Raw genomic sequence first — 26762 nt, 5'->3', positions numbered from 1 at the left:
TTTCACATGTTGAAGTCCTTCTTTAATATGTGATTGAAAAGGCCAAGAAATTCTGAAGTCAGAATTTCTTGGCCTTTGTCTTTGAAATAGAGACTTTGAACACTGGCTCTTGTCGAGTGAAAAAATGTAAATTGTTTTGTGAAAAGGGTTTCAATTATTGCCATTTGTGGTACTATGGTTTTGGAAACTAATGCAAAGAAATGCAAAGGAGATTGCCAATTATGGACCAAACAATTGAAAAAACCACCGACTATTCATCAAAAGAATATCTGGCTGAAGTCGATAAGTATTGGCGGGCGGCTAACTATCTGTCAGTCGGTCAGCTTTACTTGAAAGACAACCCGCTGTTGAAGCGGCCATTGAAGGCATCAGATGTTAAAGTGCATCCGATTGGTCACTGGGGAACGATTTCGGGTCAAAACTTTATTTACGCCCATTTGAATAGGGTCATTAACAAGTACAATCTGAACATGTTTTACATTGAAGGTCCGGGGCATGGCGGTCAGGTGATGGTCTCCAATTCCTATTTGGATGGCAGCTATTCGGAACTGTATCCGAAGATTGAACAGAACGCCCAAGGTTTACAACGACTGTTCAAACAGTTCTCGTTCCCTGGTGGGGTGGCGTCACATGCCGATCCAAAGACACCAGGTTCCATTCATGAAGGTGGCGAGCTGGGATACTCTATCCTTCATGGGGCCGGTGCCGTGCTGGACAACCCAGGTTTGATTGCGGCGGTTGTCGTGGGTGATGGCGAGTCGGAAACTGGTCCGTTGGCAACTTCTTGGCAAGTCAATAAGTTTCTCAATCCAGTAACCGATGGGACAGTTTTGCCGATCTTGAACCTGAATGGTTTCAAGATTGCCAACCCAACCGTTTTGTCACGTGAATCACATGAAGAGCTGGAAGACTACTTCAAGGGCTTGGGCTGGGATCCGCATTTTGTCGAAGGCAAGGATCCTGCTAAAATGCATGTGCTCATGGCAGCCGAAATGGACAAGATCATCGAAGAGATCAAGGCGATTCGGAAGAACGCTAAGGACAACGATGATGAAAGCCGTCCGGCATGGCCGATGCTGGTCTTCCGCGCCCCTAAAGGTTGGACGGGTCCGAAAGAATGGGACGGCGAACCGATCGAAGGTTCCTTCCGTGCCCATCAGATTCCAATTCCGGTGGACCAAGGCGATATGCAACATGCCGATCAACTCGTTGACTGGTTGAAGTCCTACCGTCCGGAAGAATTGTTTAATGACGATGGCACCCTGAAAGCTGACATTAAGGCAATCATTCCTAAGGGTGACAAACGCATGGCGATGAATCCGGTGACGAATGGTGGTCAGTTGGCCAAGCATCTGGAGAAGCCAAATCCATCGGATTACGCCCTGGATAACAAGGATCATGGCGCCATCGAAGGTCAGGACATGATGGTGCTCGGCGCTTACATTCGTGATCTGATCAAACTCAATGATAAGAACAAGAACTTCCGCGGCTTTGGACCGGATGAAACCTTGTCCAATCGGTTGAATAAGGTCTTTGAAGCCACGAAGCGGCAGTGGATGGAACCGACCGACCCGCCATATGATGCCCTGCTGGCATCACATGGCCGCATTATTGATTCGATGCTTTCCGAGCACATGGACGAAGGTATGTTAGAGGCCTACACCCTGACCGGCCGCTATGGCTTCTTTGCCAGCTACGAGTCCTTCCTGCGGGTGGTTGATTCCATGCTCACTCAGCACTTCAAGTGGTTACGCAATGCCCATGAAGAAGCTGACTGGCGTGCTGATGTGCCATCTTTGAACGTCATCGCTTCTTCCACGGCGTTCCAGCAGGATCACAATGGCTACTCGCATCAAGATCCTGGTGTCATCAACCATCTGGCGGAAAAGAAGACTAAGTACATCCGCGCTTATCTACCGGCCGATGCCAATACGTTGGTACGGGTCTTCGACAAGGCCGTTGATTCCAAACAACTGATTAACCTGATCGTTTCCAGCAAGCATCCGCGTCCGCAGTGGTTTACGGACACCGAAGCCAAGGATCTGGTTGAAAAAGGACTGGGGATCATTGATTGGGCCAGCACCGATCAAGGCACTGAGCCGGATCTGGTCATTGCGGCTGCCGGTTCGGAACCAACGCTGGAAAGTCTGGCCGCCATCTCCATCCTGCACAAGGCCTTGCCGGACCTCAAGATTCGCTTCATCAATGTCGTTGATCTGCTTAAGCTGAAGAAAGACGATCCACGTGGCTTGTCCGATGACGAATTCGATATGTACTTCACCAAAGACAAACCGGTCATCTTCGCTTATCACGGCTATGACGACCTGATCAAAGACATCTTCTTCGATCGGCATAACCACAACCTGCATGTTCACGGCTATCGTGAAGAAGGCGACATCACGACCCCATTTGATATGCGGGTACGGAACGACTTGGATCGCTTCCACTTAGTTAAGGAAGCGGTCCTGGATATGCCGGACTTCACTGAAAAAGGCGCTCATCTGATGCAGGAAATGGATGATCTCCTGCAGAAGCACCACGACTACATTCGTGAAGCCGGGACCGATCTGCCGGAAGTCGAAGAATGGCAATGGGAACCGTTGAAGTAAGTTTTATCCTCCTTGGGAAATAAGTAAGTATTCAAAAGGACGTCCTCTTGCGGAAGGGGACGCTCTTTATTCAAAAAACTTTAAAAACCTTTGTGCGGACTTTTCAGCACTTACCGGTTACAACACTTTACTTGACAAACCCAAATTTCCGCGTAAGCTGACAATTAAATTAATATTTCATGACAAGATGAGTAATCGTCTAACCGAAATACAGAGAATTGTCAGTTGGTGGAAGGCAGTGTGAAGTTGGCGATGAATATGGTCTTGGTATTGTAAGTGTGATTGCGGTCGAACGTTGGTAAGGCGGCAACGGAAACTTTCGTTAACAAGTAAGGATATTGATTTTGATGTATCCGGAGTGAGACATTTTGTCTAATCAAGGTGGTAACGCGGCTTATGGTCGTCCTTGTCGAGTGATCGGCAAGGATAACATAGGCCGCTTTTTTGTTTGGTTGATGATGGTGTTGTCGCAAGAGGCTATAGGAGGAGATTTTCATGAAACGAACGCAGCGGGTGGTTCATCTTTTCATTGTTTTGGCGGGATTATTTTTGGTTCTGGTCGGCTGCCAGAAGACCAGCAGTCAGCAAGCTTCAAGTAGCACGAGTAACGTTAAGCAGGAGCTTTTGGATCATAAGACGTTAACGGTGGGACTTGAAGGGACTTATGCGCCATTTTCGTATCGAAAGAATGGCGAGCTTGCAGGTTTTGAAGTCGATCTCAGCCGCGATATTGCCAAGAAACTTGGGGTCAAGGTGAAGTTTGTGCCAACCAAGTGGGATTCACTGATTGCCGGTTTGGGGGCGAACAAGTTCGATGTCGTTTTGAACAACATCACTAAGACACCGGAACGGGAGAAGGTTTACGACTTTTCAACGCCGTATATTTATTCGCGCTATGCGTTGATTACGCCCACGGCAAAGGCCGGCACGATTACAAAGTTGGCGGATATTAAGGGGAAGACGGTTGTGGAAGGTACTGGCACGAGTAATGAAGTTTTGGCCAAGAAGTTGGGCGCCGCTAAAATTCTTCCGTCAGGCGACTTTGCGACAACACTGGGACTTTTACGCCAGAATCGGGCGGACGCGACGATCAACTCCACGGCTGCTTGGTATTCGTTTGCTAAGAGCAATAGCACCAAGGGGTTGAAGTTCAGAGCGGTGCCTGATGCTCAGCAGAAGCCAGATGAAGTTTCGGCTTTGCTGACGAAGAAAACGCCTAAGCTTCGTAAAGCGATTAATCAAGCGATTCACGATTTACGTGCGGATGGCACGCTTAAGAAACTTTCCGAGAAATATTTTGGCGGGGACGTTACGACCAAGTAGTCGCCGTTCTTGAAATTAGAGCTTCTTTTATAGTCAGGAGGATCACGATGACAGATTTTAATACCAAGCTTGTCCATGGCATACCCGTTGGCGATAACCAAACCGGGGCAGTGGTGCCGCCGATTTATCAAAGTACCACCTTTGCTTATCCGCAAGCAGACGCTAAGGTGCGCTGGGATTATACCCGAAGCGGCAATCCGACCCGTGAATATTTGGAAAAGGAAATTGCTTATTTGGAAGATGGCGATGCCGGGTTTGCGTTTTCAAGTGGATTAGCGGCGATCTCAACCGTCTTTTCGATTTTTGACCGCGACGATCATATTATCATTGGTGATTCGGTTTACGGCGGGACTTATCGTCTGTTGAACGATTATTTTACCAAGCATGGCTTGTCGTTTACGACGGTGGATACGCGTGATCTGGATGCGATTGAAGTGGCTATTCAACCGAATACCCGCGCGATTTATTTTGAAACGCTGTCGAATCCGCTGCTAAAGATGACGAGCGTTAAAAAAGTGAGCGCGTTGGCTAAGGAGCACGGCCTTTTGACGATTGTAGATAATACCTTTTTGACGCCGTATCTTCAGCAGCCGCTTAACTTGGGTGCGGATATCGTGATTCACAGTGCCACTAAATATTTAGGTGGGCATAGCGACGTTTTGGCGGGCTTGGTGGTGACCAAAACGCCGGCGTTGAGTCAACAAGTCGGTTATTTGCAGAATGCGTTGGGGCCAACGTTGGCGCCTGAAGCGGCTAACTTGGTGCGGCGCGGGATCGAAACCCTTAGTTTGCGCATGGATCGGGAACAGCAAAATGCGCTGGCCATCGCCGAACACCTGGAGGCATCGCCGCTGGTTTCAAGCGTTCATTATCCTGGTTTGAAACAGGATCCAAATTATCAGATAGCGCAGGAAGAACTCAACGGAGCAGGAGGCGTCTTGTCCTTTGAATTGGCCGATAACGTTGATGCCGATCGCTTTGTGAACCAGCTGAAATTATTTACGTTGGCGGTTTCGTTGGGATCGGTGGCCAGTTTAGCAGAGTTGCCTTGGACAATGCCCCACGCCGAGCTGCCGGTTGCTGCGCGCAAGGCAAGTGGGCTTTCGCCGCAACTTATTCGGTTGGCGATTGGCGTGGAAAGTGTGCGGGATCTTATTGAGGATCTTGATCAGGCGTTGGCACAGGTGGGGTGAGGCGTGTTGGCTGATGGCAGGTGTAACGTTAGGAAAAAATCTTGATACAGTATAATTGCAAAGTAATCATCTTCATGTAAAAATGAGTAAGTCAGAGTTCGATGTTCCGTCACCAGGCCGTGATTGACTGCAAGCATCACGGCCTTTTTAAATACATTTGAACTTCGCCTGAAAAAGCTTGTGCAAGCGGTGTCGGTTTTGACATCATATGATCGGTCGAAAAAGTCAGCATGATAGCACAATGGTCACTTCCTCTGCTAGGGAAGTGGCTGTTTTTTCGCCCAATCACGCTTGGTCAGTGGGAATGATTGACCTGCAAAGTTTGTGGATAAGGCTTGTATAGAGCGTGTTGACTATGATATTATACAGGTAATCAAAGAAATCGCCATAACGGCACAATAGCCGCTTCCCCGGCCAGGGAAGCGGCTATTTTTTTCGCCCGGGCAGCGAGCCCCAACTGACCAGACGTGTGGGTTGACGACAACCGCGAGATTATCGCTGATCATTCAACCAATGATCAAGTAACAAGAGTATTACTCCCACAATGAGCGGGGCGATAATCAAATCAAAGAAATCACGCATAACGGCACCTCCCTTTTAGGCGGTTGCCTGTTACCAGTATATCAGAAATCAAAACTAAATAGGAATGGGTTTGTAGAAAAAGCAGCCAATATAACCCCCATATTTATTTTTAAAAGACCTCCAACTGAACTATATGCGCTTTATTAATCTTTTTAATAAAAATATTATTACTTTTGACAATGGTATGTGCAATAAAATAAAAAATATGAAAATGGAACAAATTTTGTGATCCACTTTTTATGCTGGCCTAATCAGAGAGCTGATTAAAGATACTGATAATGTGAGATTAGTTTTGAGACTGTGCGCAACTTTTTAATAATTGTGATCGCTCTATACTATGACCGGTACCAGTGGAGTGAGGGAACAAAAAACTCTGGACTGAATCACAAAAAAACAGGTAACGCACCAGCTGCAAAATGCCTGCCGGTACAATACCTGTTTCTTTGTATACATAAACGTTATATCTAGAAATGCCGAAATGAGAACCCGCCATCACCCAAGTTCATGAACGGTGCTTCTCATGCAAAACCTCAAGCTGATACCCATGCTGTTTGAGAGCCTCCGCATAGTTGTCAGGCAATTGCTGATCAAACCGAAAGCGGATGAGCGGTTTGAATTCACCGTTGTCTGTGCGGGTGCCGAAGATGTGGTCGGCGCCTGGTTCGCTAGGCACGCGTTCAACAACGGTTTGTTGGAGTTCGCCGCGTTGACGCGCCTGAATCAAGGCGGTTAAGAGCCGATCGAGATTCGTAATGGTCACTGGCTGCATCGGGCTCATCTCCTTCGATAGACAACATACTCTGTACTTCTAGCATTAGTCTAGACGCGTTTCTTCCGGGATGCAAAGCCCATGAAACTAAAGATGCTGACGATGGCGAGACCGATGACAGCTAACGGGCTCTGGGATTCACCGGCTTGTGGCATGGTTTTGCCGGTTGCAGCTTGTTTGGTGCCGTTGGCTGTCGTGCCATTCTTGGCAGCAGGCGTCTTGGTTTGGTCCTTAAGCTTGTTGTCAAGCGTCACTAACTCTGGACTCTGCTGACGGTTGTTGCCGTTACCGCCGTTAGTACCAGTGCCGGTTGTTGGCGTCGTCGGTGTGCCGTTGCCGGTAGCCGGGGTTTGGCCGCTACCGTTTCCACCTTGAGTACCACCGTTGTTGCCTTGATTGCCAGCATTGCCGCCCTGATTACCGGCGTTACCACCAGTTCCTTGCTGATTCGGGTTACCATTGCCTGAGTTGTCGGTACCCGAGGTGTTGCCATTATCACCAGGCGTTGGTGTTGGCGTTTTAACCTTAACGACATGGAAGACTTTGGTGACTTTATTGCCGACCATATCGACGGCTGTCACTGTGAAGTAGTTATCGCCGTCTTTGAGGGTGTAAGTCTGGTTGAAATCAGCGGCACCGTATGGGTTAGAGGTTGTCGATTGCGGATCGAGATGGTTGTTGAAGCCAGCCAGATTCTTTTGGTGGACAACGTTATCGCCATTGGTGTAAAGCCGGTAGCCGTTGATGTTGTCGTTAACCGTGCCGGAAACCGTGAACGTGTCACTGGTTGTCGTGATATCGTAGTTGCCTTGATCATCAACTTTCAACGTATCGGCTTGTGGCAGGTCGAGTGTCGGGAAGATGGTGTCGAGGTAGATTTGCAGTTCGCCATAAGCGGTTTTCGTTGATTTCGAGCCATCCGTGGCTGGTTCGGTCAGCCGGTAGCCAACCGATTGCTGTTCGGCGGCTTTGAATGGTACGGTGAAGCTGAACTTGCCATCTGCGCCGATTGCAACGGTTTTAGCCGGTTCGGTGGCATCCGTGACAGTTAACGTTTTACCAGCCGGGTTGTCAACGTGGCCGGTAATAGTTAGCTGGCCGGTTTGGGCATTGTAGATATCGGCGACTTGGTCAGCGCCAACCAGCGTGAAGGAATTGTCGTTGAATTTATCAAACTTCAGACCGGCAGTTGGCTGGGCGTGCGTCGTGATTTGGGAAAAGGCGCGGCCACCCAGTACTGGCGCACCACTAGTTTTGGTCGCGTTAGCCGCAGCCTTGGCGTTGTCTTGCAACGGAACGACAACGTGCACGTTCTTTTGGCTGAAGTGGCCGTAGCCAGCAGTGCCGTTAGCATCCAAAAAGACAATCATTTCATCGCCGTCTGCACGACCGGCTTCTTCATAAGTCCCGAAGTCTGCGGTCGGTGACAGGACGGTGCCGACAAAGTCTCCATATGGTGCGGATTCAGTCAAGTTGAAGGTGACTGTCCCGGTTTTGGTGTCGACCGTGCCTGGGAAGACTTTGCCGGTTTGCGCATCCGTGGCATAGACGATCCAGTCCACGCCAGCCGGTACCTGAGCGTATGCGGTAAAGCTGGTTTGGTCGGAAACCGCTTGGACGAAGCCTTCAGAACGCCAGAAGTTGTGCGGGCCATCGCCGACTTTCCAGGTGAATTGCGGGGCAACATCGGATGTTGGCGTGGTTGTATCGGTTTGATGTGTGCCAGCGGTTGCTTGTAGGCTGGCGCTGGTTTTATTACCGGCGACATCGGTTAACGTCAGGGTCAGGCTGCCGTCACTATTTTCCAGTGCGGCTTTTTGGGCGGCGGTTAATTCAAAGCTTAACGTGCCGTCGTTATTTTGGCCGTTGTTGTTTAAGTTGACGCCGTATGCCTTGTTACCGATTTTCAATGCCAAATCGCTGAACTTGGTGAAGCCAGCGCCTTGATCATCGTAATGAACGGAGACGCGGCCGTCTTGATAGCTTAGGCCGGTTAGCGTTGGCGCAACGGTGTCGACGGTGACCGGTAAGTCATAATCCTGATTCTGTTGGGCGCCTGTGTTGTATTGCTCGGTCACCAGTCGGTACGTGTACTTGCCATCCGGTGCGGTGACGTATTTGCCGGTTGCCTGATCGTAAACCTTGCCGTCCCAAGTGAAGGCATTTGGATCAAGGCGCATGTCGGTACTTAAGCCGAGATCGGAGTTAAAGCTGTTGCCATTTTGCAAGTAGGACTTGGAGGTGTTGTTTTCCTTATCCAGGATCCGAACAACATGGCCTTGAGCGTCAAGAATCTGGATGGTGACCGACTTCAGGTTTTGCTTAGAAAAGACGTATGGGAAAACCGTGTCGCTGGCGCCATCGCCGTTGGGTGAGAATGAGACTTTTTTGTTGTCGACGTAAGTGGGTACCAACGTCCATGTGTATTTACCGGTCGTGTCCGTGTTGACCAAGTTACTCAGCGATGCGGCGTCGGTGACACCAAGCGGATTGTTATTGTTATCCACCAGATAGCCGCCATTGAAAATGGACTCGCCGCTGTTGGCCGGGGCGTCGATGACCTGTTCATCAGTGAGATCACCATAGTAGCCGAGATACGGAACGCTGATGGTTTGCGCGGCATCGGTTGCTTTAAAGGTGAGGTAGCCTTCAACTAGTTGGTTGGCAGCAACGGAATCATCGAGTGAGAGTTTGAAGGTGACTTTCTTGGTCTCACCGGCTGCTAAAGTGAAGTTGGCGGTATCGGTGTTGACGGTTGCTCCGACAAGCGTTTCATCATGGACGGTGTTGCCGTTACTTGCATCGCGAACCTGGGTGAGCGGGCCACCATTGGTATCAACGGTATAGTTTTGCGCGGTTTTGCCGTGGTTCGTCAGGGTCACGGTGAATGTCGTGGTTTTGCCGATTTTTCCGAGTGAAACGGAACCGGCGTCGTTGCTGCCTTCAGCAGTGACGGTCAAATCGCCGGCTTTGGCGACATCGATTTGGCCAGCGCCTTGACGCCGTGGGGAAATGTAGGTGTCTGGATAATTGATATCTTTCATCGGTTCAGCCGCGTTCATGAGGGCTAACTTAACGGCTTTGACGAGATCAGCCCCAGTTAAGTCAGGCTGGGTTGCTTTGATTTTTTGCATAACGAGCAACGCCGCACCAGCGTTGAACGGGCCGGCCATGGACGTGCCGGACTCGACGGCATATGTTTGTGTGTTGGTGGCGGGGTCGATCGCGGTGGACGTGACGTTGTCGCCAGGCGCAGAAATGTCTGGCTTTAAGGTGTAATCGGCCATCGGTCCCCAAGATGAAAAGCCGTCCATCTGGGAATCCGCACCAGTGGCACTGGTTTCTGCGGCGACGGTCATGGCTGATGCAGCGGCACCGGGATCACCAATCGTTGAGTCGTTTTTGGGTGCATAGGCGGTGGAGATATCATTCGGCGTTTTAGACCCTATGATGCTACCGGCGATGGCGTTGTTACCGGCGGAAATCGAGACGAAAACGCCGTGCTCCGTGGCGTATTGCACCGCTGCTTGCTCTTCATCGGTTAAATCCTGTTCGGTAACACCGATGCCCAGTGACATTTGAATGGCATTGGCGCCGAGTGCCACCGCATCGCGAATCGCCCGAGAGATGTCGTTGGCATTTTCATCCGGAAATTCATCGATGACCTGCATGGCGAGAATCTGGGCTTCAGGCGCGACGCCTTTGACGTAAGTGGATGCTTTTTCTTTGCCGGTTGCGCCGTCTGCGGTGGTACCGTTAGCGGCAATGATCCCGGCAACGTGTTCGCCGTGGGTCGATCCGGCAACCGTTGTGCCAGTGTTCACACTGTCGTTGTTTACATAATCATAGGCAAATGGAATTTTACTGTTGACGTAGGTGCCATAGCCTAGTTTGGCGATGGCTGCTTCGGCTTTTTCTTTGGTCAGCGTAGCGGTGCTATCGTCACTAAGGCGCAAATCGGCATGCGGTTGCACCCCGGAGTCAATGACGGCCACGACCATGCCCTGGCCTTGGTAGCCTTCGTCCCATAGCCCTTTGACGTTGCCCTTGGTCAGGGTATCTTGGTTAGCTGGCCCGGGATCGGTTGTGGCAGCAGAACTGGCTTGGCTTTGATTGTCAGCTGTAGCCGTGCTGGTTGCAGTCGCCGCGGCGCTTGCTTGGCTAGTAGCCGTTGTTGCCGTACTTGTTGTTGCTTGGCTGGCAACGCTGCTGGTGTTTGTTTGCGTGGTTGCACCAGATGCCGGTGCGGTTGTTTTTGCTGTTGCAGATGAGGCTTGCTGGGTCGCGGCTTGCGGTTGACTAGCACTGCTTTGCGTATTCTGAGCAGGGGCTGCCTGTGTCTGCGCCGTGCTGCTTTTGGCGCTATTAGCCGCTGCAGTTTGCGTTGCGCTGCTAGTAGCATCGCTGGCTGTCGCCTGACTGGTCGTCGTTTGTGCGGCAGGCTGCGATTGCGCACTAGTTGACTGAGCCGTTTGACTCGTCTTTTCTGTCGGTGTTGTCGTTGTATCGGCGGCAACGGACTGGGTGGCGGTGCCGCCCAAGACAATCAAACTCGTACCAAAAGTAATGATCGCGGCAGTCATCCACTTGGAGCCTGCCTTATACATCTTGTAATGTCGCTTCATTTCGGTCGTCGAATTTTTATTCATGTACGCCCGTCCCCCTTAGATTTTGTATTAAGAAAAATGAGACTTAAAAGAAATGTCCAAAATACCCAAATTTTTCACATTTTAAAAACAATTTCTTCTCATTTATTCTTAATAGCAAAAAGCTTATAACCCGAGGTGGCTTCTGTCAAGACACTAGCCAGGTTTTTGGCAATGAAGCCATAGATTTTTCCGGCGTTTTTATTCTATGGAAGATTATTTTTCTTTTACTGACAGCAAGCAGAAGGAGAACATTTGTGGCTTTGTTAAACGCTTAAAAGGCCCGATATTGCGTGGTTTGAACGCAAGAATATCGGGCCTTTCAGAGGTGAACCATTCAGAAAAAATATTTTTTAAGCATTCCTAAATCATGAAGAAGAAACAAGATGCGTGAAACGACTACAGCTTGAACTGTTAACCCAATCTATTCTTATAACCGAATCGCGGTTGGACTGATCTGGAAGTAATCGACTAAGTAACTTGCAACCCCATCATCATCGTTGGATGGCACGGTAATATCGGCAATCTTCTTGATGGACGGGATGGCATTGCCCATGGCGACACCGATGCCGGCGTATTCGATCATATCCTTATCGTTTTCCTCATCGCCAAAAGCAGCAAGCTGTTCACGCGGAATTCGATAGAAGTTGAGCGCTGCTTTTAAGCCATTCATTTTGTTGACGTTTTCCGGCATGATTTCCAGCAACGTCCGGCGTGAACGGGCCACGTTGAGATTCTTCAGCGATTTTGCAGCAGTCGCGGCGGCGTCAACCATGTCAGGGTCACCGGCGATCACGACTTTGAAAATCGGCAACTTAGCCGGAACCTTATCAAAGGTCGTGTCTGTAAAAGGCATCAGCTTAGGAATTAGCGTTTGGTAACTTGATTTACCAAACTCGGTCAGTGAATAAACTTTATCTTCGCCGACAATATCCAGTTTGAAGCCATTTTCTTTAACCAGATCATAAACCGGTTCGACTTGTTCCTTGGTCAGGGCCGTTTCCTTAATCACGGTATGCTCGCGCACCAGTCGGACTAAGCCGCCATTGAAGCAGACGCAGACATCGTCATTTTTGGTGACATGCAGTTCCTCCAGAAATGGTTTCAAGGTGGCAAAAGGCCTGCCTGAACAAAGAATGATGCGGATACCTTTACGATTCAGGTAACGAAGCACGTCGCGATTTGTGACGCTGAGTTCCTTCTTGCTGTTAAGTAACGTGTTATCCATATCAAGTGCGATGGCTTTAAGCATAATTAACTCCCTTTCCAACTTTACGTGGTTAATCCTTATTATATCAGAGTTTCAAGTTCTAAAAGCGGTTTCAGAACTGACTAGGGGAAAATTACTTCTGGCCGGTTCTTTTGTTTACGCAAAAATGGTATGGCAATAGATTTTAGCCGATGCGTTGTGAATTTTTGACAAGTTGAAAAGTCCTTATACTAGTGTTCCTACATAACCTAACACACAATGTCTCCTACCATGGTGCACGATTTTTCATCCACAACGGAAAATCACTGGATTAAGATGCGTTCAAGTAACCGCTACCATGAGTATCGAAAGATGAAAAGGAGCGATATTTATGACTGATTGGTTAGGCTTGGACGGTAAGACGGTTATTGTGACAGGCGGTTCATCAGGAATTGGCGCTGCCATTGTTGAAGAGTTGATTCACAACGGGGCTAACGTCGTCAATGGCGACCTCAAGGAAGGCGACTTCAAAGATCCAAAACTGACTTATGTTGCGACCGACGTGACTGACCCGGATGAAGTTGAGAAGCTGGCAGCAACTGCCGAAAAGATCAACGGTGAGATTTGGGGCGTTGTCAATAATGCCGGCATTAATAAACCGCGGGTATTGGTTGATCCTAAAGCGCCGCATGGCAAATACGAGTTGGATGTGCCGACATTTGAACAAATTTTCAGCGTCAATGTCAAAAGTGTGTTTCTGGTCTCACAGGCAGTGGTGCGGCGGATGATCAAACAAGGTCATGGTGTGGTGGTCAACATGTCATCTGAAGCTGGCTTGGAAGGTTCTGTTGGCCAAAGTGTTTATGCTGCCAGCAAGGGTGCAATTAACGGATTTACCCGTTCTTGGGCCAAAGAGCTAGGCAAGTATCACATTCGGGTGGTCGGCGTTGCGCCAGGCATTATGGAAGCAACTGGCTTACGAACCCCTAGTTATGAGGAAGCCTTGGCCTACACCCGAGACACAACGGTGGAAGCAATTCGGGCAGGTTATAGTTCCACTACAACCACCCCACTTGGGCGCAGTGGCAAACTGAGTGAAGTAGCTGATTTGGTTAATTACTTCTTGTCGAACCGCGCCAGCTACATCACCGGCGTAACGACCAATGTTGCAGGAGGCAAATCCAGAGGGTAAGCATTTGTTAGGAGGAGGTAAACCTGATTGAATAGTTTGGATTATCGACTTTTGCGCTATCTTCTGGCAAATGGCACCTCCAGTTTGGATGAATTGGCTGAAAGCGAAAATGTTTCAACCCGAACGATGCAAAAATATATTCATGAACTCGGCGAGTCACTAGGAGACGCAGCGGAAATCCGCATCAACAAAAGCGGCTATTTTCTGCATATCCTGAATTATCGCAAATTTTCGCTCATTCAATCAGGCGTCTTCAAACAAAATATTGACAATAACGACAAGCAAAAGCGGCAGGCAGAAATCTTGTTTCGGCTGATTCAAGAGCGCGAGTTTGTACCAATGGACGACATTGCCGATCAACTAACGGTAAGCCGCGGGACTCTGCTGAAGGATTTAACGGCATGTCGTATGTGGTTGAAGCCTTATGATCTCAGCATCGAAAGCGCTACCAGTCGTGGAATTAAGCTTCGGGTTGGTTCGACCGTTGATTTAACGATGCTGATTTATAATCGGTTGTTTGACTATGTGCAGGCGCGGCTGTTCAGTGATCAAACGCTGGTGGCAGTCGTCATTGATCGTTTGAACGCAGCCAAAATCAAAACAAGTACCACCCAGATCTTTGAAAAGGTGATGCAAATTGTTGTGTTTCTTAAACAACATCATTATAAACTCAGCGGTATCAGTCCATACTATACGAACTTAATGGAAGCATCGCCGTTGTTCATTAATATCCTTGAAGATATCGAAGATCGTTGTCACGTGACGTTTACCCAAGAAGAATACAATTTTCTGGCTTTCCCATTTAACCTTTATGCCAACAAATTGCTGTCAGCGGAAAAGTTAAAGCAAAAAGTTGAGGCTAACAAAGTGATTTTCGATCAGGTTGCTGACGAGATCCGCAATTTGGTCGATGCCAAGATCGATTATGAGCAGTTTTATCAAGCAACCAAGTATCATCTAATCTTTTTGATTAATCGCGGCATTTTCCATATTTCTCCGTCTGACTATTTAACCAATAAAATGTTGCAGCGGTTTCAACTAGCGGCGGATATGGCGATGGTGATGATTGATAAGCTGGAAGAAATTCTAGGGATTCATATTGCCGATGTCGAGATTAATTATCTGACGGTTTACTTTGAAATGGCGTTGCAGCATGCGGATAATGTGTCGCCGGATCAGCCACAGGTCGGATTCTTTTCCAGTATGGGGCAAAGTGTTTTGCGCTATTTACAAAATCAACTGGATACGATGTTTGAATCCAAGGTGCGCATTCGCACTTTTCAGGATGAAACCGATATTTTGACGCATCAGGATCAACTGATCATGGTTTTTACCGATCGACCGCTGGCATTCCGGCTGAAGATTCCGGTGGTGATGATGGGCGATATTTTCCGCGATCGAGTGTTGGAAACGAAGGTGCGGGCTTCGGCGGTGCAACATGAAATTGATGCCGGGCGGATTATCTGGCGAGCGCAGACGTATGCGAACCAACAGAATCAATCCTATGAAGCGGTCTTACGCGCGACGTTGAAGGCTGACAGTGAAGCTGGTTTGGTCGACGCCGGGTTTATTGATCGTTTGATTCAACATGAATCCACAACGAAATTTGTGTTGGATAATGGTGCGGCTATTCCACATGCCATCGCTGACATTGATCAAAATCGCCTGTTTTTGCATCTGAGTGTGTTGACGCATGCGATGACGATTGGCGGAAAGTCTGTGAGTTACATTTTTGTAATTGGTATTCCCCGCGTGTTAGGCAAGAAGGCTTTGGAAGATTTATCGATGCTTTATGATTTACTTTTTTTGCTGGCAGTCAATGAAACCGCAATGGCAAATCTACGCAAGATTTCCGATAGCCACGATCCTTTAACCGTTGTGACGGAGGGCTTATAAAATGAATATTTTAATACTTGGTATTTTCGTTGCCGCAGCGTTCTTGTTGCAAGCTTTGATGGGTTATTTTCAAATTCGCAACTTTGCCCATAACTATCATGAGGTGCGCCAAGGCGGTCGCGTGTTGATCGGCAAAAATCCGCGGCGGTTTCGGCAAGGCAGCTTGATGTTAATCGGACTGGATCCTGATGATCGGATTCAGGAAATTCGGATTATGAAGGGGCTCACGGTTTTCAGTCGATTTCGCGAGGTCGATCGGTTCGATGGCGAATCGGTTGCTGAAGTCGGTGCCGATTACGCGACGTTGCATAAGCTGAGCCGCACCGAACGAGAATGCTTTCTAAACGCGTATCGCAATTATGTGAACTATAAAACGAATAATCTCAGTTTTGAAGACTTTGACACGAGTCGCGTCAGCATGTTTTCGTTGCCGATTTTTAGCGAAATCAGCATGAAAATGAAAGCGATTCCGCAGACGCTGACGCATGTATTCAAGAAAAAGATAATTTAGGGGGATGACATCATGCAATATATTTCTGATTTTGCCGCTGGCTTCATGAAACTGTTTCAAACTGGTGGGAAGACGTTTATTAGCTGGATGACCAGCATTGTGCCAGTGGTTTTGCTGCTGTTGGTTCTGATGAACACGATTATTGCGTTTATCGGGGAAGCACGTATCGAACGATTTGCGCAAAAGGCTAGCCGTAATGTGTTGATGCGCTATCTGGTTTTACCGTTTCTGGCGGCGTTTATGTTGGGCAATCCGATGTGCTTTACACTGGCCCGTTTCTTGCCGGAATATTACAAGCCAAGTTATTACGCAGCCCAAGCACAGTTTTGCCATACCAGTAATGGCGTCTTTCCCCACATCAATCCAGGTGAATTATTTGTTTGGTTGGGGATTGCGCAAGGCGTGCAGAAACTTGGCTTGAATCAAATGGACCTTGCCATTCGCTACATGTTGGTCGGCATTGTCATGAACTTCATCGGCGGTTGGGTCACTGATTTCACAACAGCCTATGTATCCAAGCAAACCGGAATTACGCTCAGCAAGACGGTTGACTTGTCAACGAGAGCATAAACGCGGCAATTACAATAGCACTTTCAAATCAAGGAGGCTTTATGAATTATGGCCGAACAAAAATGGCATAGCATTCAAGTAGTCAAAGGATCAGGTGGTTATGGCGGTCCATTGACGATCACACCGACTGAACAAAAGCATAAATTTATCTATGTAACCGGTGGCAACCGCCCCGCCATCGTCGATAAGATTGCGGAATTAACCGGGATGGAGGCCGTGGACGGATTCAAAACGTCCATCCCTGAAGACGAAACAGCATTAGCAATCATTGACTGCGGCGGTACATTACGTTGCGGTATTTATCCAAAGAAAAATATTTTAACGATTAATGTTTTACCGACTGGGAAATCCGGTCCGTTGGCAAAGTATATTGTGCCGAAATTGTATGTTTCAAACGTTGATGTCGATCAGATTACGGCATTGCCTGATGATGCTGTTCCTGATCAGTCCCTGAACGGCGTGCCGCTTGATCAACGCGCCGAAGCAGGTAAGCAACAGGAAGCCGCTGCTGAATCAATCGCCTCACCTTCTTCGACGAATACCACGTCAGAAGCAAAGGCAAACGAAGCGGCCGCTGAAGCCCGCGAAGCCAAGTTTGATACGGACAAGACGATTACGGCGCAAATGAAAAAGCCTAATTTCATCGCGCGAATCGGCATTGGCGCTGGGAAAGTAATCGCAACTTTTAACCAAGCCGCTAAAGATTCAGTTCAGACGATGTTGAACACGGTTATTCCATTCATGGCCTTTGTTGCCTTGCTTATTGGGATTATTCAAGGATCAGGCTTAGGTAACTGGTTTGCTAAGCTGATGACACCGCTAGCTGGCAATATTTTTGGATTGATTGCGATTGGCTTTATCTGCTCATTGCCATTTTTATCACCGATTCTCGGTCCGGGCGCAGTTATTGCCCAAGTTATCGGAACGCTTATCGGGGTCGAAATTGGCCGCGGTAACATCCAACCGCAATATGCGCTGCCAGCTTTGTTTGCGATTAATACGCAGAACGCGGCGGACTTTATTCCCGTTGGACTGGGACTTGAAGAAGCAGATTCAAAAACGGTTGAAGTTGGCGTTGTTTCCGTTTTGTATTCACGCTTCCTAAACGGCGTGCCACGTGTTGTTGTTGCGTGGCTAGCAAGTTTCGGGCTGTATGCAAAGTAAGCAGTATTTTTGAGAGGTGAGGATAGTGTCGTCAGTAGCAGAAAAAACAAAATATGAAACAAAGATTCTAGAGGTTGGTTCAGACGCGCGGGGGTTCAAAGATATAAACATGGCTATTCTTTTCGGTGATGAGGCGCCGGATGCGTTGCGCTCGTCTTGCTTCATCATTCAAGTCACCAAAATTCTAGAACCGATCCAGACGGGAGACGTGATGGTATTTGGTGATCAGGCTTATACTATTACGGCAGTTGGTGATGAGGTGAATACAAATCTAGGCAACCTTGGTCACACAGCAGTGGTATTTGATGGCTCAACCACCCCTGAGCTTGCCGGGTCGCTTTATTTGGAATCCAAACCGTATCCACAACTAGACGTGGGCACTGTCATCAAAATTATGAAGGGGGCCTAGGCCATGTTCATTGATACAGCCAATCTCGCACAAATTAAGGAAATGTTGAGCTTTAATCAGTTTGAGGGCGTTACCACAAATCCCAAGCTACTTCTAAAAGAAGGCAATCCACGATTTGAACAATTGACTCAGATTCGAGCGTTAAAACCGGGTGTTCTTTTTGTCCAGTTGGTAGGAGATACTGAAGCAGAATTATTGGCAGATTATCACGAATTACGTAAACGTTTTCCAGACACTGACGACACGCGAATGGCGTTTAAGGTGCCATTATTTGAACCGGGATACAGAGCGATTTCGACAATCCGCTCTGAAAAACCGGATGAGTGTCTATTAGGCACGGCCGTTTATTCCGTTCGCCAAGGTTTCATGGCATGCGTGGTTGACTGCGATTACATTGCCCCGTACGTGAACCGCATGGAGCAGTTGGACATCGATCCATATCGCATGATTGCCGAGACTCACGCTTTTTATCAGAAAACCGACACGCACATTAAGATTATGGGTGCAAGTTTTAAAAATGCGTCACAGGTGATGGCGGCAATTAAAGCTGGTGCAGAGAATGTTACAATCAGCTATGATATTTTCCAACAGTTGATGACCAATGCTGCAGCAGATGATGCCATCAGGGTCTTCAATGAAGAAGGCCGGCAGCTTGATCAAAAAGCAGGTGTCTAAAGCATAGACAGATGCGCTAAAAGAAAAAGGATTAAGCACCTGCAAGCATAAGAAAGCGCCGTGAAGTTCCGAGTAGTTGGGACTGCATGGCGCTTTTTGCGTGCCAGCATCAAGTTTAAATGGTCGGATCATATGGGAAGCGAATGGCGTTACCACCTTTGATAAACCAAATATTGACAACTACTCGATGGATTATAATTGTTATTTTATAAAATTAAAGCAAAAATTTTGCACGAATTGAACGGTCGCATTGTGAAACCGACAAAGCTGCCAATTTTTAATGTCCCAAAACAAAGACAATTCCGCCAACCTGTTATACGCCGGTTAAATGCCTATTTATAAGCATCTTAATAATAAACTACCGAACCATAATCAGACAGCTACTTTCATAAATGGAACAGACCAATCAATTTCTTGTTGACCCGATCACATATTCTTGCACGATTAATCGTGCAAACATTTCCTGTTGTTTCGTTTGAGAAAGCGCTTTACAGTAATGATAGACATTAACAACGAAGGGGGTGAACAGATGCCATTAAGTAACCGGCAGCGACAACTTGTTTTGCAGTTGTTGAATGCCGAAGGGGCGGTGACCGCTAAGCAACTAGCTGAATCGGCGGGGGTCAGCGTCCGGACCGTGAAGTATGATTTGGCCGACATTCGCGAGTGGCTGGCGGCGAAGGGCTCGGCGTTAAAGAGTGCGCCACGCAAAGGGATTTGGATTGAAGCCGGTGATGCTGCCAGAGTGGCCTTGCGTGAGAAAATCGATGAACAAATTGCCGATCATTATTTAGCGCCGAATGAACGTATCATCCGCATGGTTTTGATTCTTGCGCAAACCGGTGATTACACGACTCAGCAGCAGTTTCAAGCGCGGGTGAACGTCAGCCAGACAACGGTTAACAACGATCTTAAGAAACTGGCGGTTTATCTCCAACACTTTAACGTGAAGCTGACCAGTAAGAACTACTATGGCTACAGACTTAATGGCACCGAATTGGACATTCGCCGCTTGTTGGAGCAGTTGATCACCCAGCAGCTGAATCGGAAGACACTCATGGCGGAACTGGTTGATAGCCTGAGCACGCAAACCGAACCGAAACGGGCGATAATTTTGACCGGCGAGGCGACGTTTGACCACGCATTTAACACGATTTTGAAAGAAGCCATTCGTTTAGGCAAAACGGAAACACACATGCCTGATCCGAGCGAGCTGATTGCGACGATCATTCGGTTGACGATCGGTGTGATTCGTCAAGGTTTTAATCAACTGGTGAATAGTTATCACCGCGTTGCCCAGTCCCAAGCTGAGCAAGACTTCACTGGCAAGTTGATGATGAGCACGCTAGCCTTTTATAATCTACCGGCACTGACAGATGATATCGCGTATTACCTTGGCCAACGCGATCACGATCAGCCGGCTGCTCAGGATCACAACCTAGTGGCGATGACGCATCGCATCATTTTGGCGGTTGGCGCGTTGGTCGATCATGATTTCAGTCATGATAGCCAGTTGCAGGAGAATTTGTACCTGCACCTGAGCCAGTCGTTAGGCAAGCATAGTCAGCTTCTGGAATACAGTCCGTTCACGCAAGACATTAAGCAAGAATATCCGGATTTGTTTGCGGCCATTGAAAAGACCGTCAATAAGGAATTGGCCAATGATCAAGCCGTGTTGAGTGAGGCGTTTGTTTCTTTCGTTGCCTTGCATTTCATGGTTTCGCTTAATCGCGACAGCCAAATGCGGACGGTGCGGGTTGCGTATGTCTGTGCGACAGGTATCGGGATTACCAATCTGATTCAGCAGCGGATTGCTTCGGCCATTCCGAACATCGAGCTGGTCGGCTTTGCTTCCATTGATGATGCGCGGGCCTTGATTGCACGCGAACAACCGGAATTGGTCATCAGCGTTTTTCCGCTTAAGAATGTAGATGTTCAGGTGATCGAAGTGCAGCCGTTGCCTAATGCCACCGACATTGCGGCGATTCGCCAGGCAGTCGCCAAAAAGTTACAGGTACCGCTGGCACAAATCAAATCGCAGCATCCCGTCGTACCGATCAAACCGAAGCCAAACTTGGAGCAGCAAACGCAACAGACGATTTTGACCATGTTCAGCATCTATTCGGAACTCAAGCTGCAATTGCCGACCAAAATTGATCCGTATTACGGCGATGCGTTCATGATGCACGTTTTTCTAGCGGTGCAACGCATCATGTTTAACAAACAGTATCAAGGCAAGCCGAATCATGATGATCTAAGACTGGTCGGAACCGTTGAGCATGTCTTTTCGGATCATGGGCTGGCGATTAATCGGGCTGAGGTGCATGCGATTCTGGAATATTTGAGCTTAAGTCACGCAACATCAGAGAAAGGGGATGACACCACTGGAAGCCAACGATGAATTACCGGAAGAAGTTCAAACGATGATCCAACAAAGCAGTGATGCTCAGGCGGCAGAAGCGCTCGTTCGTTATGTTATTGGACTCGCGGCAGCCGCTGAGATTCGCTTTACCGATGTTCAGCTACAGGTGCTCACGAATCACTTAATCGAAATGCTGAACCGTTCTCAGTCTGGTGAACAACTCCCAGCGGTCGATCCGCAAATGTTTGCCGACGTTTCCCAAAAGTCGCTTGACTTGGCGGATCAGGTTGTTCGGCACATCGGGCATTTGGCCGTCGCCGAGAAGTATATTTTATCGATTCATTTTGAAGCAGCACAAAACAAAATTTGAAGACAGCAAGTTAACTTATTAGGAGGAATTTACAATGGTTAAAGTCGTTATTGCAGATCGAATGGGCAAAGGTCAAAACGTTGCTAAAGGTGTTGAAGCCGCTGGCGGTACTGCTGTTGTCGTACCGGGCATGGGCGCTGATATGCGTTTGGGGCAGGTCATGGACAAAGAAAAAGCGGATATGGGCATTAGTTTCTGCGGTTCCGGTGGTGCCGGTGCGATCACCGCGCATACACAATATGGCTGGCCGGAACGTCATGGCATGCGCTCGATTCAAGAAGGCGTGACCGCGATTGAAGAAGGCACCAAGGTTCTCGGCTTTGGGTTTATGGATCAGGAAGCATTGGGGAAGGCCTTGGTCGAGGCGTGGAACAAGAAGTATCCGGAAGCTTAAGGAGTGAGTAAGATGACGGTCGTGAATGAAACCAAACGTCAGGTGGTCACCGTTTCCGGCAAAGGCGAAACCAAACAACAGGCGTTTGCCGCCGCTTTTAGCAGCATCCAAAAGCAACTGGTTGGCAACGGCGATGAAGCCATTTTACGGATTATTCCGGAAAAAGTTGAGCCGCTTAAGTTAGTTAAATCCAGTTATACCGAGAAGTTCCTGTTCTTCTTTTTCAAGCGAACGCGAACGACTCATGCTGTTACGCTGGCCGTGACGGTTGCCGTGAGTGCGATTGATCTTGACGCTTTGACGTTTGAAGACATCACGACGCCGTCACCGGATGCACTTTCATTGCCAAACTTGAAAAATATGTTGAAGGGTGTGAAATGAATTGCCAATATTAACAATCTTATTCCAGTCGATCATTATTGGTGGACTGGTAGGTTTTGCGGCAGGCGTTGGGGCAGCGCGAATGTTTACGGCACCGAAAACCCAAGCCTTGGGCGCATTCCGTACCTTGGGGGAAATGAATGCGGCAGAAGGCGATCCGGCTTCGCATTTTAGCTTTGGACTTGGATTCTTCTTCAATGCGTGGGCATCAACGGTTGGTGCCGGCGCGTTTACCCAGGATATTACCCACCGTGTGATTCCGAACTGGGCAGCGGCGGGCTTGTTGTTGAAGAATCGCAATGTCGAGCAGACCATGCATAACCCGAAGAAAATGGGGATTGCCGGGGCGATTGTCGGCGCAGTGGTTGTGGTGTTCCTGAATGTCACTTCCAGCTCGATTCCGGAATCGTTGCAGGTGACGGCGGTTAAGGTGCTGGTACCGGCCGCCAACCAGCTGATTAATCTGATCATGCCAATTCTTTTCTGGCTGGCTGCAATTGATGCCGGCCGCCGCTCCGGATTATTCGGGACGGTCTTTGGCGGACTGTCCGCAATGATCATGGGCAATGCGGTGCCAGGCGTGGTGCTGGGCATTTTAATTGGAAAAGGGGTCGACGAACTCGGCTGGACGCGGATTACGAAGTCCATTTTGGCAGCGGCGATTCTGCTGTTCGTCTTGTCCGGCTTCTTCCGCGGCTTTGATCTTAACTTGTTGAAGTCGTTTAACCTGAATGCGCCAGGCTGGTTGTCGAATGTCCATCAAATGATAGGCGGAAAGTAGAGGTGTTGACGTATGGCGGATAAACAAACCACCGCAACTGCGGATGAAGAATTGAAGGCAGTTGCCAACGAACATGACTTTTGGCACGCAGACTGGGGCTTCGTTGTGATTGTCGCGTTGATGTCGGCAGGGGTCTTTGCCGGGACGTCCATGTATTACAACTATGGGGTCGGTGCCTTCAACGAAGTGGCGATCGTGGCGATGTTGAAGGCGGGGATGACAGGCGGTTCTTACGGTGCCGCCGCGGCGTTTGGCGCCAGCTTCCTGTTCGCCCGGATTCTGGAAGGCTCGCTGGTCGGAATTCTGGATCTCGGCGGCTCGATTCTAACTGGGGTCGGCATCGGGATTCCGGCCATCCTGCTTTCCGTTGGGGCTAAGCCTTTGGTTGCCAACTTCGGACTGGCGCTTTTAACCGGCGCTGTGTTGGGCATTATCATCGGGGTCATCATTTTCCTGGTTCGGAAATTTACCATTAATCAAAGTAATGCCACATTTGGCGCGGATGTCATGATGGGCGCAGGGAACCAAACCGGTCGTTTTCTCGGTCCGCTGATCATCCTGAGTGCCGTCACCGCCAGCATTCCGATCGGGATCGGCAGCACAATCGGCGCAGCACTTTTCTACGCGTGGAAAAAGCCAATTCCGGGCGGTGCGATTATTGGGGCTATGATTATGGGATTCTTTTTTCCGGTCAAACTTTAGAAAAAGTTTTAGAAAGGCAGGTCTTCACTTGTGTTTGATGTTTTAATCAAGAACGGCAAAACAGAACGCGAACAGCCGATTGAAGTCGGCATTAACGGCAATCGCATCGCGGCGATCGCGCCAAAGCTCGCAGGCGCCAGCGGGCAGAAAGAAATTGACTTGCATGGTCAGTCGTATGTCAGTGCAGGCTGGATTGACGATCATGTGCATTGTTACGAAAAACTGACCTTGTATTATGACGATCCCGATGCCGATGGTTACAAATCCGGGGTGACAACGGTTATCGACGCCGGGTCAACCGGTGCGGACAATATTCGCGATTTTTACAACATTACCCGCGACAAAAAGACCAACGTTTACGCTTTGATTAATATCGGGCGGACCGGCATTTTAGCGCAAGACGAATTAGGCGATATGGAGAAGGTCAGCAAAGAAGCCTTGTTTGATGCAGTGGTTGATCTGCCTGATTTTATCGTCGGGATCAAGGCACGGGAAAGCCATTCGGTGGTGATTGACAACGACATCAAACCGTTGCTGGCGGCACGGTCGTACGCGGCACTGCTCGGGCATCTGCCAATTATGGTGCATGTCGGTGCGAATCCGCCAGAGCTTCAGGACATTTTGCAGGCGATGGGTGCAGGCGATGTCTTGACCCACGCATACAATGGCAAGCCGAACGGGATGATTGACGAAAACGGCGAGATCAAGGATTTTGTCTACGATGCCTACGATCGCGGCATAGTCTTCGATGTCGGCCACGGAACCGATTCGTTTAATTTTAAAACCATGAAAATTGCCCGCGACCATGGGCTGGATCCAAAGTCGCTGAGCACCGATATTTATCACCGCAATCGGGAAAATGGGCCGGTTTATGACATGGCAACCACCATGGAAAAAATGCTTCAAGTTGGCTACACCTTGCCGGAAGTGATTCGGATGGTCACGTTTGCGCCGGCTGATACTTTCCACCTGCTGAACAAAGGGCGCCTGCGTCCGGGCAAAGATGCTGACATCACCATTTACAATGTCACGCCGGGTGATAAAGTATTAACGGATTCTAATGGCAATACGGAAACCGGCCATCAATTGATCACCCCGATCTGCACCATTGTTGGCGGGACAGTATATGACTTGGAGGCACAGCGAGCATGACAGATTATTACAGCACTTATGATTTAAAACACGTGATTAACGCCAGTGGCAAAATGACCATTTTAGGCGTTTCCAAAGTTCCGGAAGCCGCGATTCAGGCGCAGCAATTTGGCGACACCCACTTTTTTGAAATGAAGGATCTGACCGACAAAACCGGCGCCTTCATTGCCAAAAAGTTAGGGACAGAAGGCGCACTGGTGGTGAACTCGGCGTCTGCGGGGATTGCGGAAGCTGTGGCCGGGATCATCGGCCAAGGCAGCAAGTATCACGCCTACCATCCGTTTTCACCGCGTTATACCAAGCGCGAGATTATTCTGCCAAAAGGCCAAAATGTCGACTACGGCACGCCGGAAGAAGTCATGATCGAACTCGGTGGTGGCCAGGTGGTTGAAGCTGGCTATGCCAACATGTGCACGCCAGAACACGTGGAAATGATGATCAATGAAAACACCGCGGCTATTTTTTACGTGAAGAGTCACCACGCTGTGCAAAAGAGCATGTTGACGATTCAAGAAGCACTTGAAGTGGCGCATAAGCATGAGCTGCCGTTAATTCTTGATGCGGCGGCGGAAGAGGATCTGAAGAAGTACGTCGACATGGGCGTTGATGTGGTTCTGTTTTCCGGTGCCAAAGCGATTGAAGGCCCCGCCTCCGGTCTCGTTTTCGGCAAGGAACCGTACATTAGCTGGACCAAGTTGCAAGGACTGGGGATTGGCTGTGCGATGAAGATCGGCAAGGAAAACATTCTCAGCTTCACCACCGCACTCATTCAGTATCTTGACAATGGTCCGGAAGCCGGCGAAGCGATGAAAGCCCGGTTGCACCCATTTGTGGCGGCGCTTAATGACGTGCCACATCTGAACGTTAAGGAAGTGCAAGACGGTGCCGGACGGCCAATTTTCCGCGCGGCAGTGACCGTCGAAGCCTCCAGCCCGAAAGATGCCAAGCAAGTCACTGCCGAACTCAAAGCCGGTAATCCAGCAATTTACACCCGCGAATATCGCGCCAATGAAGGCATCATCGAGTTCGACATTCGTGCCGTCGATCAAGCCGAAATGGACTTGATTGTCAATCGCCTCAAGGAAATTCTCGCCTAGAAAGGATCGTTCCCATGAATCTAATCCCAAACTATTACAAAAATCGTGTTGCCCTGAACGTTTTAGCCGGCTCCGTTGAAAACGCCAAAGCGATCTACGAAGCCGCAGAAGGCCATGTGGTCGTCGGCGTTTTGACCAAAAACTACGACACCGACGAAGCCGCGATTGAAGACATGAAAAAATACCAGGAAGTCACCGCCAATGGCTTGTCAGTTGGCCTCGGCGCCGGCGACCCAAACCAAAGTGCCATGGTCAGCCGTGTTTCTAAGGTCTTGCAGCCGCAGCACGTCAACCAAGTCTTCACCGGCGTCGGCACCAGCCGGGCACTTTTGGGCCAAGCCGACACCGTGATTAACGGGTTGGTTTCGCCAACCGGCAAAGTCGGCGTGGTCAACATCGCCACCGGCCCAAAGAGCAGCCAAAAAGCGGCAGCCGAAGTGCCGGTTGAAACCGCCATCGCCTTGTTACAAGACATGGGCGGCACCAGTTTCAAGTTCTTCCCCATGGGCGGCTTGAAACATGAAGCCGAATTCCGCGCCGTTGCCAAAGCCTGTGCGGCGGAAGGCTTCAACCTCGAACCGACCGGTGGTATTGATTTGGACAATTTTGAAGCGATTCTTCAAATCGCGCTGGATGCTGGTGTTAAGCAGATCATTCCGCATGTTTATAGTTCGATTATCGATAAGGCGACTGGTTTGACGCGTCCGGGGGATGTCGTTGCGTTGTGGCGGATTACCAAGCGGTTGGTGGATGCGAGTGAGTTGGTGGCAGCGGAGTAGGAAGTTTTTATTTAAT

Annotated in this window: 23 protein-coding genes and 1 other annotated feature; of the genes, 19 read left to right on the top strand and 4 right to left on the bottom strand. The window is 49.0% G+C overall.

The window, feature by feature from the left end; all coding sequences use genetic code 11:
* Window positions 1-221: 221 nt before the first annotated feature.
* The 3 genes from LACZS1_RS13115 (at window position 222) to LACZS1_RS13105 (ending at window position 5125) form a co-directional block, all read left to right on the top strand.
* Complete coding sequence (locus LACZS1_RS13115; RefSeq protein ID WP_070651246.1) at window positions 222-2609, top strand: phosphoketolase family protein; 2388 nt, start codon at window positions 222-224, stop codon at window positions 2607-2609.
* Between the two features lie 170 nt (window positions 2610-2779).
* Window positions 2780-3020: a binding site (T-box leader), on the top strand.
* A gap of 84 nt (window positions 3021-3104) precedes the next feature.
* The gene (locus LACZS1_RS13110) at window positions 3105-3932 is read left to right on the top strand and encodes a transporter substrate-binding domain-containing protein (protein WP_070651248.1); all 828 of its coding nucleotides are present in this window, start codon (window positions 3105-3107) and stop codon (window positions 3930-3932) included.
* Window positions 3933-3979: 47 nt separating this feature from the next.
* Entirely contained in the window at window positions 3980-5125 is a 1146-nt protein-coding gene (locus tag LACZS1_RS13105) for a trans-sulfuration enzyme family protein (protein ID WP_093997776.1), read from the top strand.
* A gap of 492 nt (window positions 5126-5617) precedes the next feature.
* Here the strand turns inward: LACZS1_RS13105 and LACZS1_RS13100 are convergent, their stop codons facing one another.
* From LACZS1_RS13100 to LACZS1_RS13085, 4 genes are all read right to left on the bottom strand, one after another.
* Entirely contained in the window at window positions 5618-5707 is a 90-nt protein-coding gene (locus LACZS1_RS13100; RefSeq protein WP_093997775.1) for a type I toxin-antitoxin system Fst family toxin, read from the bottom strand.
* Between the two features lie 502 nt (window positions 5708-6209).
* Window positions 6210-6476 carry a hypothetical protein gene (locus LACZS1_RS13095; protein WP_070651252.1) on the bottom strand — a complete coding sequence of 89 codons (267 nt, stop codon included), beginning with the start codon at window positions 6474-6476 and terminating at the stop codon, window positions 6210-6212.
* A 50-nt stretch (window positions 6477-6526) separates the two neighbouring features.
* On the bottom strand, window positions 6527-11125 hold the full coding sequence (locus tag LACZS1_RS13090; protein ID WP_070651254.1) for a S8 family serine peptidase: 4599 nt from the start codon (window positions 11123-11125) through the stop codon (window positions 6527-6529).
* Window positions 11126-11552: 427 nt separating this feature from the next.
* Window positions 11553-12374, bottom strand: a complete 822-nt coding sequence (locus LACZS1_RS13085; protein ID WP_070651256.1) for a Cof-type HAD-IIB family hydrolase — start codon at window positions 12372-12374, stop codon at window positions 11553-11555.
* A gap of 328 nt (window positions 12375-12702) precedes the next feature.
* Here LACZS1_RS13085 and LACZS1_RS13080 point away from each other — a divergent pair, with 328 nt between their 5' ends.
* The 16 genes from LACZS1_RS13080 (at window position 12703) to dagF (ending at window position 26746) form a co-directional block, all read left to right on the top strand.
* Window positions 12703-13503, top strand: coding sequence for an SDR family oxidoreductase (locus tag LACZS1_RS13080; RefSeq protein WP_070651258.1), 801 nt, complete (start codon window positions 12703-12705; stop codon window positions 13501-13503).
* 27 nt (window positions 13504-13530) lie between these two features.
* Window positions 13531-15399 carry a BglG family transcription antiterminator gene (locus LACZS1_RS13075; protein ID WP_070651260.1) on the top strand — a complete coding sequence of 623 codons (1869 nt, stop codon included), beginning with the start codon at window positions 13531-13533 and terminating at the stop codon, window positions 15397-15399.
* 1 nt (window position 15400) lies between these two features.
* Complete coding sequence (locus LACZS1_RS13070; RefSeq protein WP_070651262.1) at window positions 15401-15910, top strand: transcriptional regulator GutM; 510 nt, start codon at window positions 15401-15403, stop codon at window positions 15908-15910.
* Window positions 15911-15922: 12 nt separating this feature from the next.
* The gene (gene srlA / locus LACZS1_RS13065) at window positions 15923-16480 is read left to right on the top strand and encodes a PTS glucitol/sorbitol transporter subunit IIC (protein ID WP_047106950.1); all 558 of its coding nucleotides are present in this window, start codon (window positions 15923-15925) and stop codon (window positions 16478-16480) included.
* A 48-nt stretch (window positions 16481-16528) separates the two neighbouring features.
* On the top strand, window positions 16529-17644 hold the full coding sequence (srlE, locus tag LACZS1_RS13060; RefSeq protein WP_070651264.1) for a PTS glucitol/sorbitol transporter subunit IIB: 1116 nt from the start codon (window positions 16529-16531) through the stop codon (window positions 17642-17644).
* A gap of 25 nt (window positions 17645-17669) precedes the next feature.
* Window positions 17670-18053, top strand: a complete 384-nt coding sequence (locus LACZS1_RS13055; RefSeq protein ID WP_070651265.1) for a PTS glucitol/sorbitol transporter subunit IIA — start codon at window positions 17670-17672, stop codon at window positions 18051-18053.
* Window positions 18054-18056: 3 nt separating this feature from the next.
* The gene (locus LACZS1_RS13050; protein WP_070651267.1) at window positions 18057-18728 is read left to right on the top strand and encodes a transaldolase family protein; all 672 of its coding nucleotides are present in this window, start codon (window positions 18057-18059) and stop codon (window positions 18726-18728) included.
* A 529-nt stretch (window positions 18729-19257) separates the two neighbouring features.
* Window positions 19258-21129, top strand: coding sequence for a BglG family transcription antiterminator (locus LACZS1_RS13045; protein WP_070651269.1), 1872 nt, complete (start codon window positions 19258-19260; stop codon window positions 21127-21129).
* A complete protein-coding gene (locus LACZS1_RS13040) occupies window positions 21104-21460 on the top strand; it encodes a transcriptional regulator (protein WP_047106955.1) in 357 nt (118 codons plus the stop codon). The genes LACZS1_RS13045 and LACZS1_RS13040 overlap by 26 nt, the downstream gene beginning before the upstream one ends.
* 34 nt (window positions 21461-21494) lie before the next feature.
* Window positions 21495-21854, top strand: coding sequence for an SFCGS family glycine-rich protein (locus LACZS1_RS13035; protein WP_005687737.1), 360 nt, complete (start codon window positions 21495-21497; stop codon window positions 21852-21854).
* 12 nt (window positions 21855-21866) lie between these two features.
* Window positions 21867-22235, top strand: coding sequence for a DUF4312 family protein (locus LACZS1_RS13030; protein WP_070651271.1), 369 nt, complete (start codon window positions 21867-21869; stop codon window positions 22233-22235).
* 1 nt (window position 22236) lies between these two features.
* A complete protein-coding gene (locus tag LACZS1_RS13025; protein WP_047106958.1) occupies window positions 22237-23016 on the top strand; it encodes a DUF4311 domain-containing protein in 780 nt (259 codons plus the stop codon).
* Window positions 23017-23028: 12 nt separating this feature from the next.
* Window positions 23029-23718, top strand: coding sequence for a DUF4310 family protein (locus LACZS1_RS13020; RefSeq protein WP_070651273.1), 690 nt, complete (start codon window positions 23029-23031; stop codon window positions 23716-23718).
* Between the two features lie 30 nt (window positions 23719-23748).
* A complete protein-coding gene (locus LACZS1_RS13015; protein ID WP_070651275.1) occupies window positions 23749-24870 on the top strand; it encodes an amidohydrolase/deacetylase family metallohydrolase in 1122 nt (373 codons plus the stop codon).
* Window positions 24867-25967, top strand: a complete 1101-nt coding sequence (locus LACZS1_RS13010) for a DgaE family pyridoxal phosphate-dependent ammonia lyase (RefSeq protein WP_070651277.1) — start codon at window positions 24867-24869, stop codon at window positions 25965-25967. Before LACZS1_RS13015 ends, LACZS1_RS13010 begins: the two co-directional genes overlap by 4 nt.
* A 14-nt stretch (window positions 25968-25981) precedes the next feature.
* Window positions 25982-26746: a 2-dehydro-3-deoxy-phosphogluconate aldolase gene (dagF, locus tag LACZS1_RS13005; protein WP_070651278.1), complete on the top strand. Its 765-nt coding sequence runs from the start codon at window positions 25982-25984 to the stop codon at window positions 26744-26746.
* The last annotated feature ends 16 nt before the right edge of the window (window positions 26747-26762 follow it).

Source organism: Lacticaseibacillus zeae subsp. silagei (assembly GCF_030770335.1).
Classification (GTDB): Bacteria; Bacillota; Bacilli; order Lactobacillales; family Lactobacillaceae; genus Lacticaseibacillus; species Lacticaseibacillus zeae.
Note: the sequence above shows the minus strand (reverse complement) of the source record. Positions and strands in the feature narration are given on the sequence as shown.

What these genes read in the sequence shown, in the direction of transcription:
- LACZS1_RS13115 (WP_070651246.1), top strand. Translation starts at nt 222, where the DNA reads ATGGACCAAACAATTGAAAAAACCACCGACTATTCATCAAAAGAATAT.
- LACZS1_RS13110 (WP_070651248.1), top strand. Translation starts at nt 3,105, where the DNA reads ATGAAACGAACGCAGCGGGTGGTTCATCTTTTCATTGTTTTGGCGGGA.
- LACZS1_RS13105 (WP_093997776.1), top strand. Translation starts at nt 3,980, where the DNA reads ATGACAGATTTTAATACCAAGCTTGTCCATGGCATACCCGTTGGCGAT.
- LACZS1_RS13100 (WP_093997775.1), bottom strand. Translation starts at nt 5,707, where the DNA reads ATGCGTGATTTCTTTGATTTGATTATCGCCCCGCTCATTGTGGGAGTA.
- LACZS1_RS13095 (WP_070651252.1), bottom strand. Translation starts at nt 6,476, where the DNA reads ATGCAGCCAGTGACCATTACGAATCTCGATCGGCTCTTAACCGCCTTG.
- LACZS1_RS13090 (WP_070651254.1), bottom strand. Translation starts at nt 11,125, where the DNA reads ATGAATAAAAATTCGACGACCGAAATGAAGCGACATTACAAGATGTAT.
- LACZS1_RS13085 (WP_070651256.1), bottom strand. Translation starts at nt 12,374, where the DNA reads ATGCTTAAAGCCATCGCACTTGATATGGATAACACGTTACTTAACAGC.
- LACZS1_RS13080 (WP_070651258.1), top strand. Translation starts at nt 12,703, where the DNA reads ATGACTGATTGGTTAGGCTTGGACGGTAAGACGGTTATTGTGACAGGC.
- LACZS1_RS13070 (WP_070651262.1), top strand. Translation starts at nt 15,401, where the DNA reads ATGAATATTTTAATACTTGGTATTTTCGTTGCCGCAGCGTTCTTGTTG.
- srlA (WP_047106950.1), top strand. Translation starts at nt 15,923, where the DNA reads ATGCAATATATTTCTGATTTTGCCGCTGGCTTCATGAAACTGTTTCAA.
- srlE (WP_070651264.1), top strand. Translation starts at nt 16,529, where the DNA reads ATGGCCGAACAAAAATGGCATAGCATTCAAGTAGTCAAAGGATCAGGT.
- LACZS1_RS13050 (WP_070651267.1), top strand. Translation starts at nt 18,057, where the DNA reads ATGTTCATTGATACAGCCAATCTCGCACAAATTAAGGAAATGTTGAGC.
- LACZS1_RS13045 (WP_070651269.1), top strand. Translation starts at nt 19,258, where the DNA reads ATGCCATTAAGTAACCGGCAGCGACAACTTGTTTTGCAGTTGTTGAAT.
- LACZS1_RS13040 (WP_047106955.1), top strand. Translation starts at nt 21,104, where the DNA reads ATGACACCACTGGAAGCCAACGATGAATTACCGGAAGAAGTTCAAACG.
- LACZS1_RS13035 (WP_005687737.1), top strand. Translation starts at nt 21,495, where the DNA reads ATGGTTAAAGTCGTTATTGCAGATCGAATGGGCAAAGGTCAAAACGTT.
- LACZS1_RS13030 (WP_070651271.1), top strand. Translation starts at nt 21,867, where the DNA reads ATGACGGTCGTGAATGAAACCAAACGTCAGGTGGTCACCGTTTCCGGC.
- LACZS1_RS13020 (WP_070651273.1), top strand. Translation starts at nt 23,029, where the DNA reads ATGGCGGATAAACAAACCACCGCAACTGCGGATGAAGAATTGAAGGCA.
- LACZS1_RS13010 (WP_070651277.1), top strand. Translation starts at nt 24,867, where the DNA reads ATGACAGATTATTACAGCACTTATGATTTAAAACACGTGATTAACGCC.
- dagF (WP_070651278.1), top strand. Translation starts at nt 25,982, where the DNA reads ATGAATCTAATCCCAAACTATTACAAAAATCGTGTTGCCCTGAACGTT.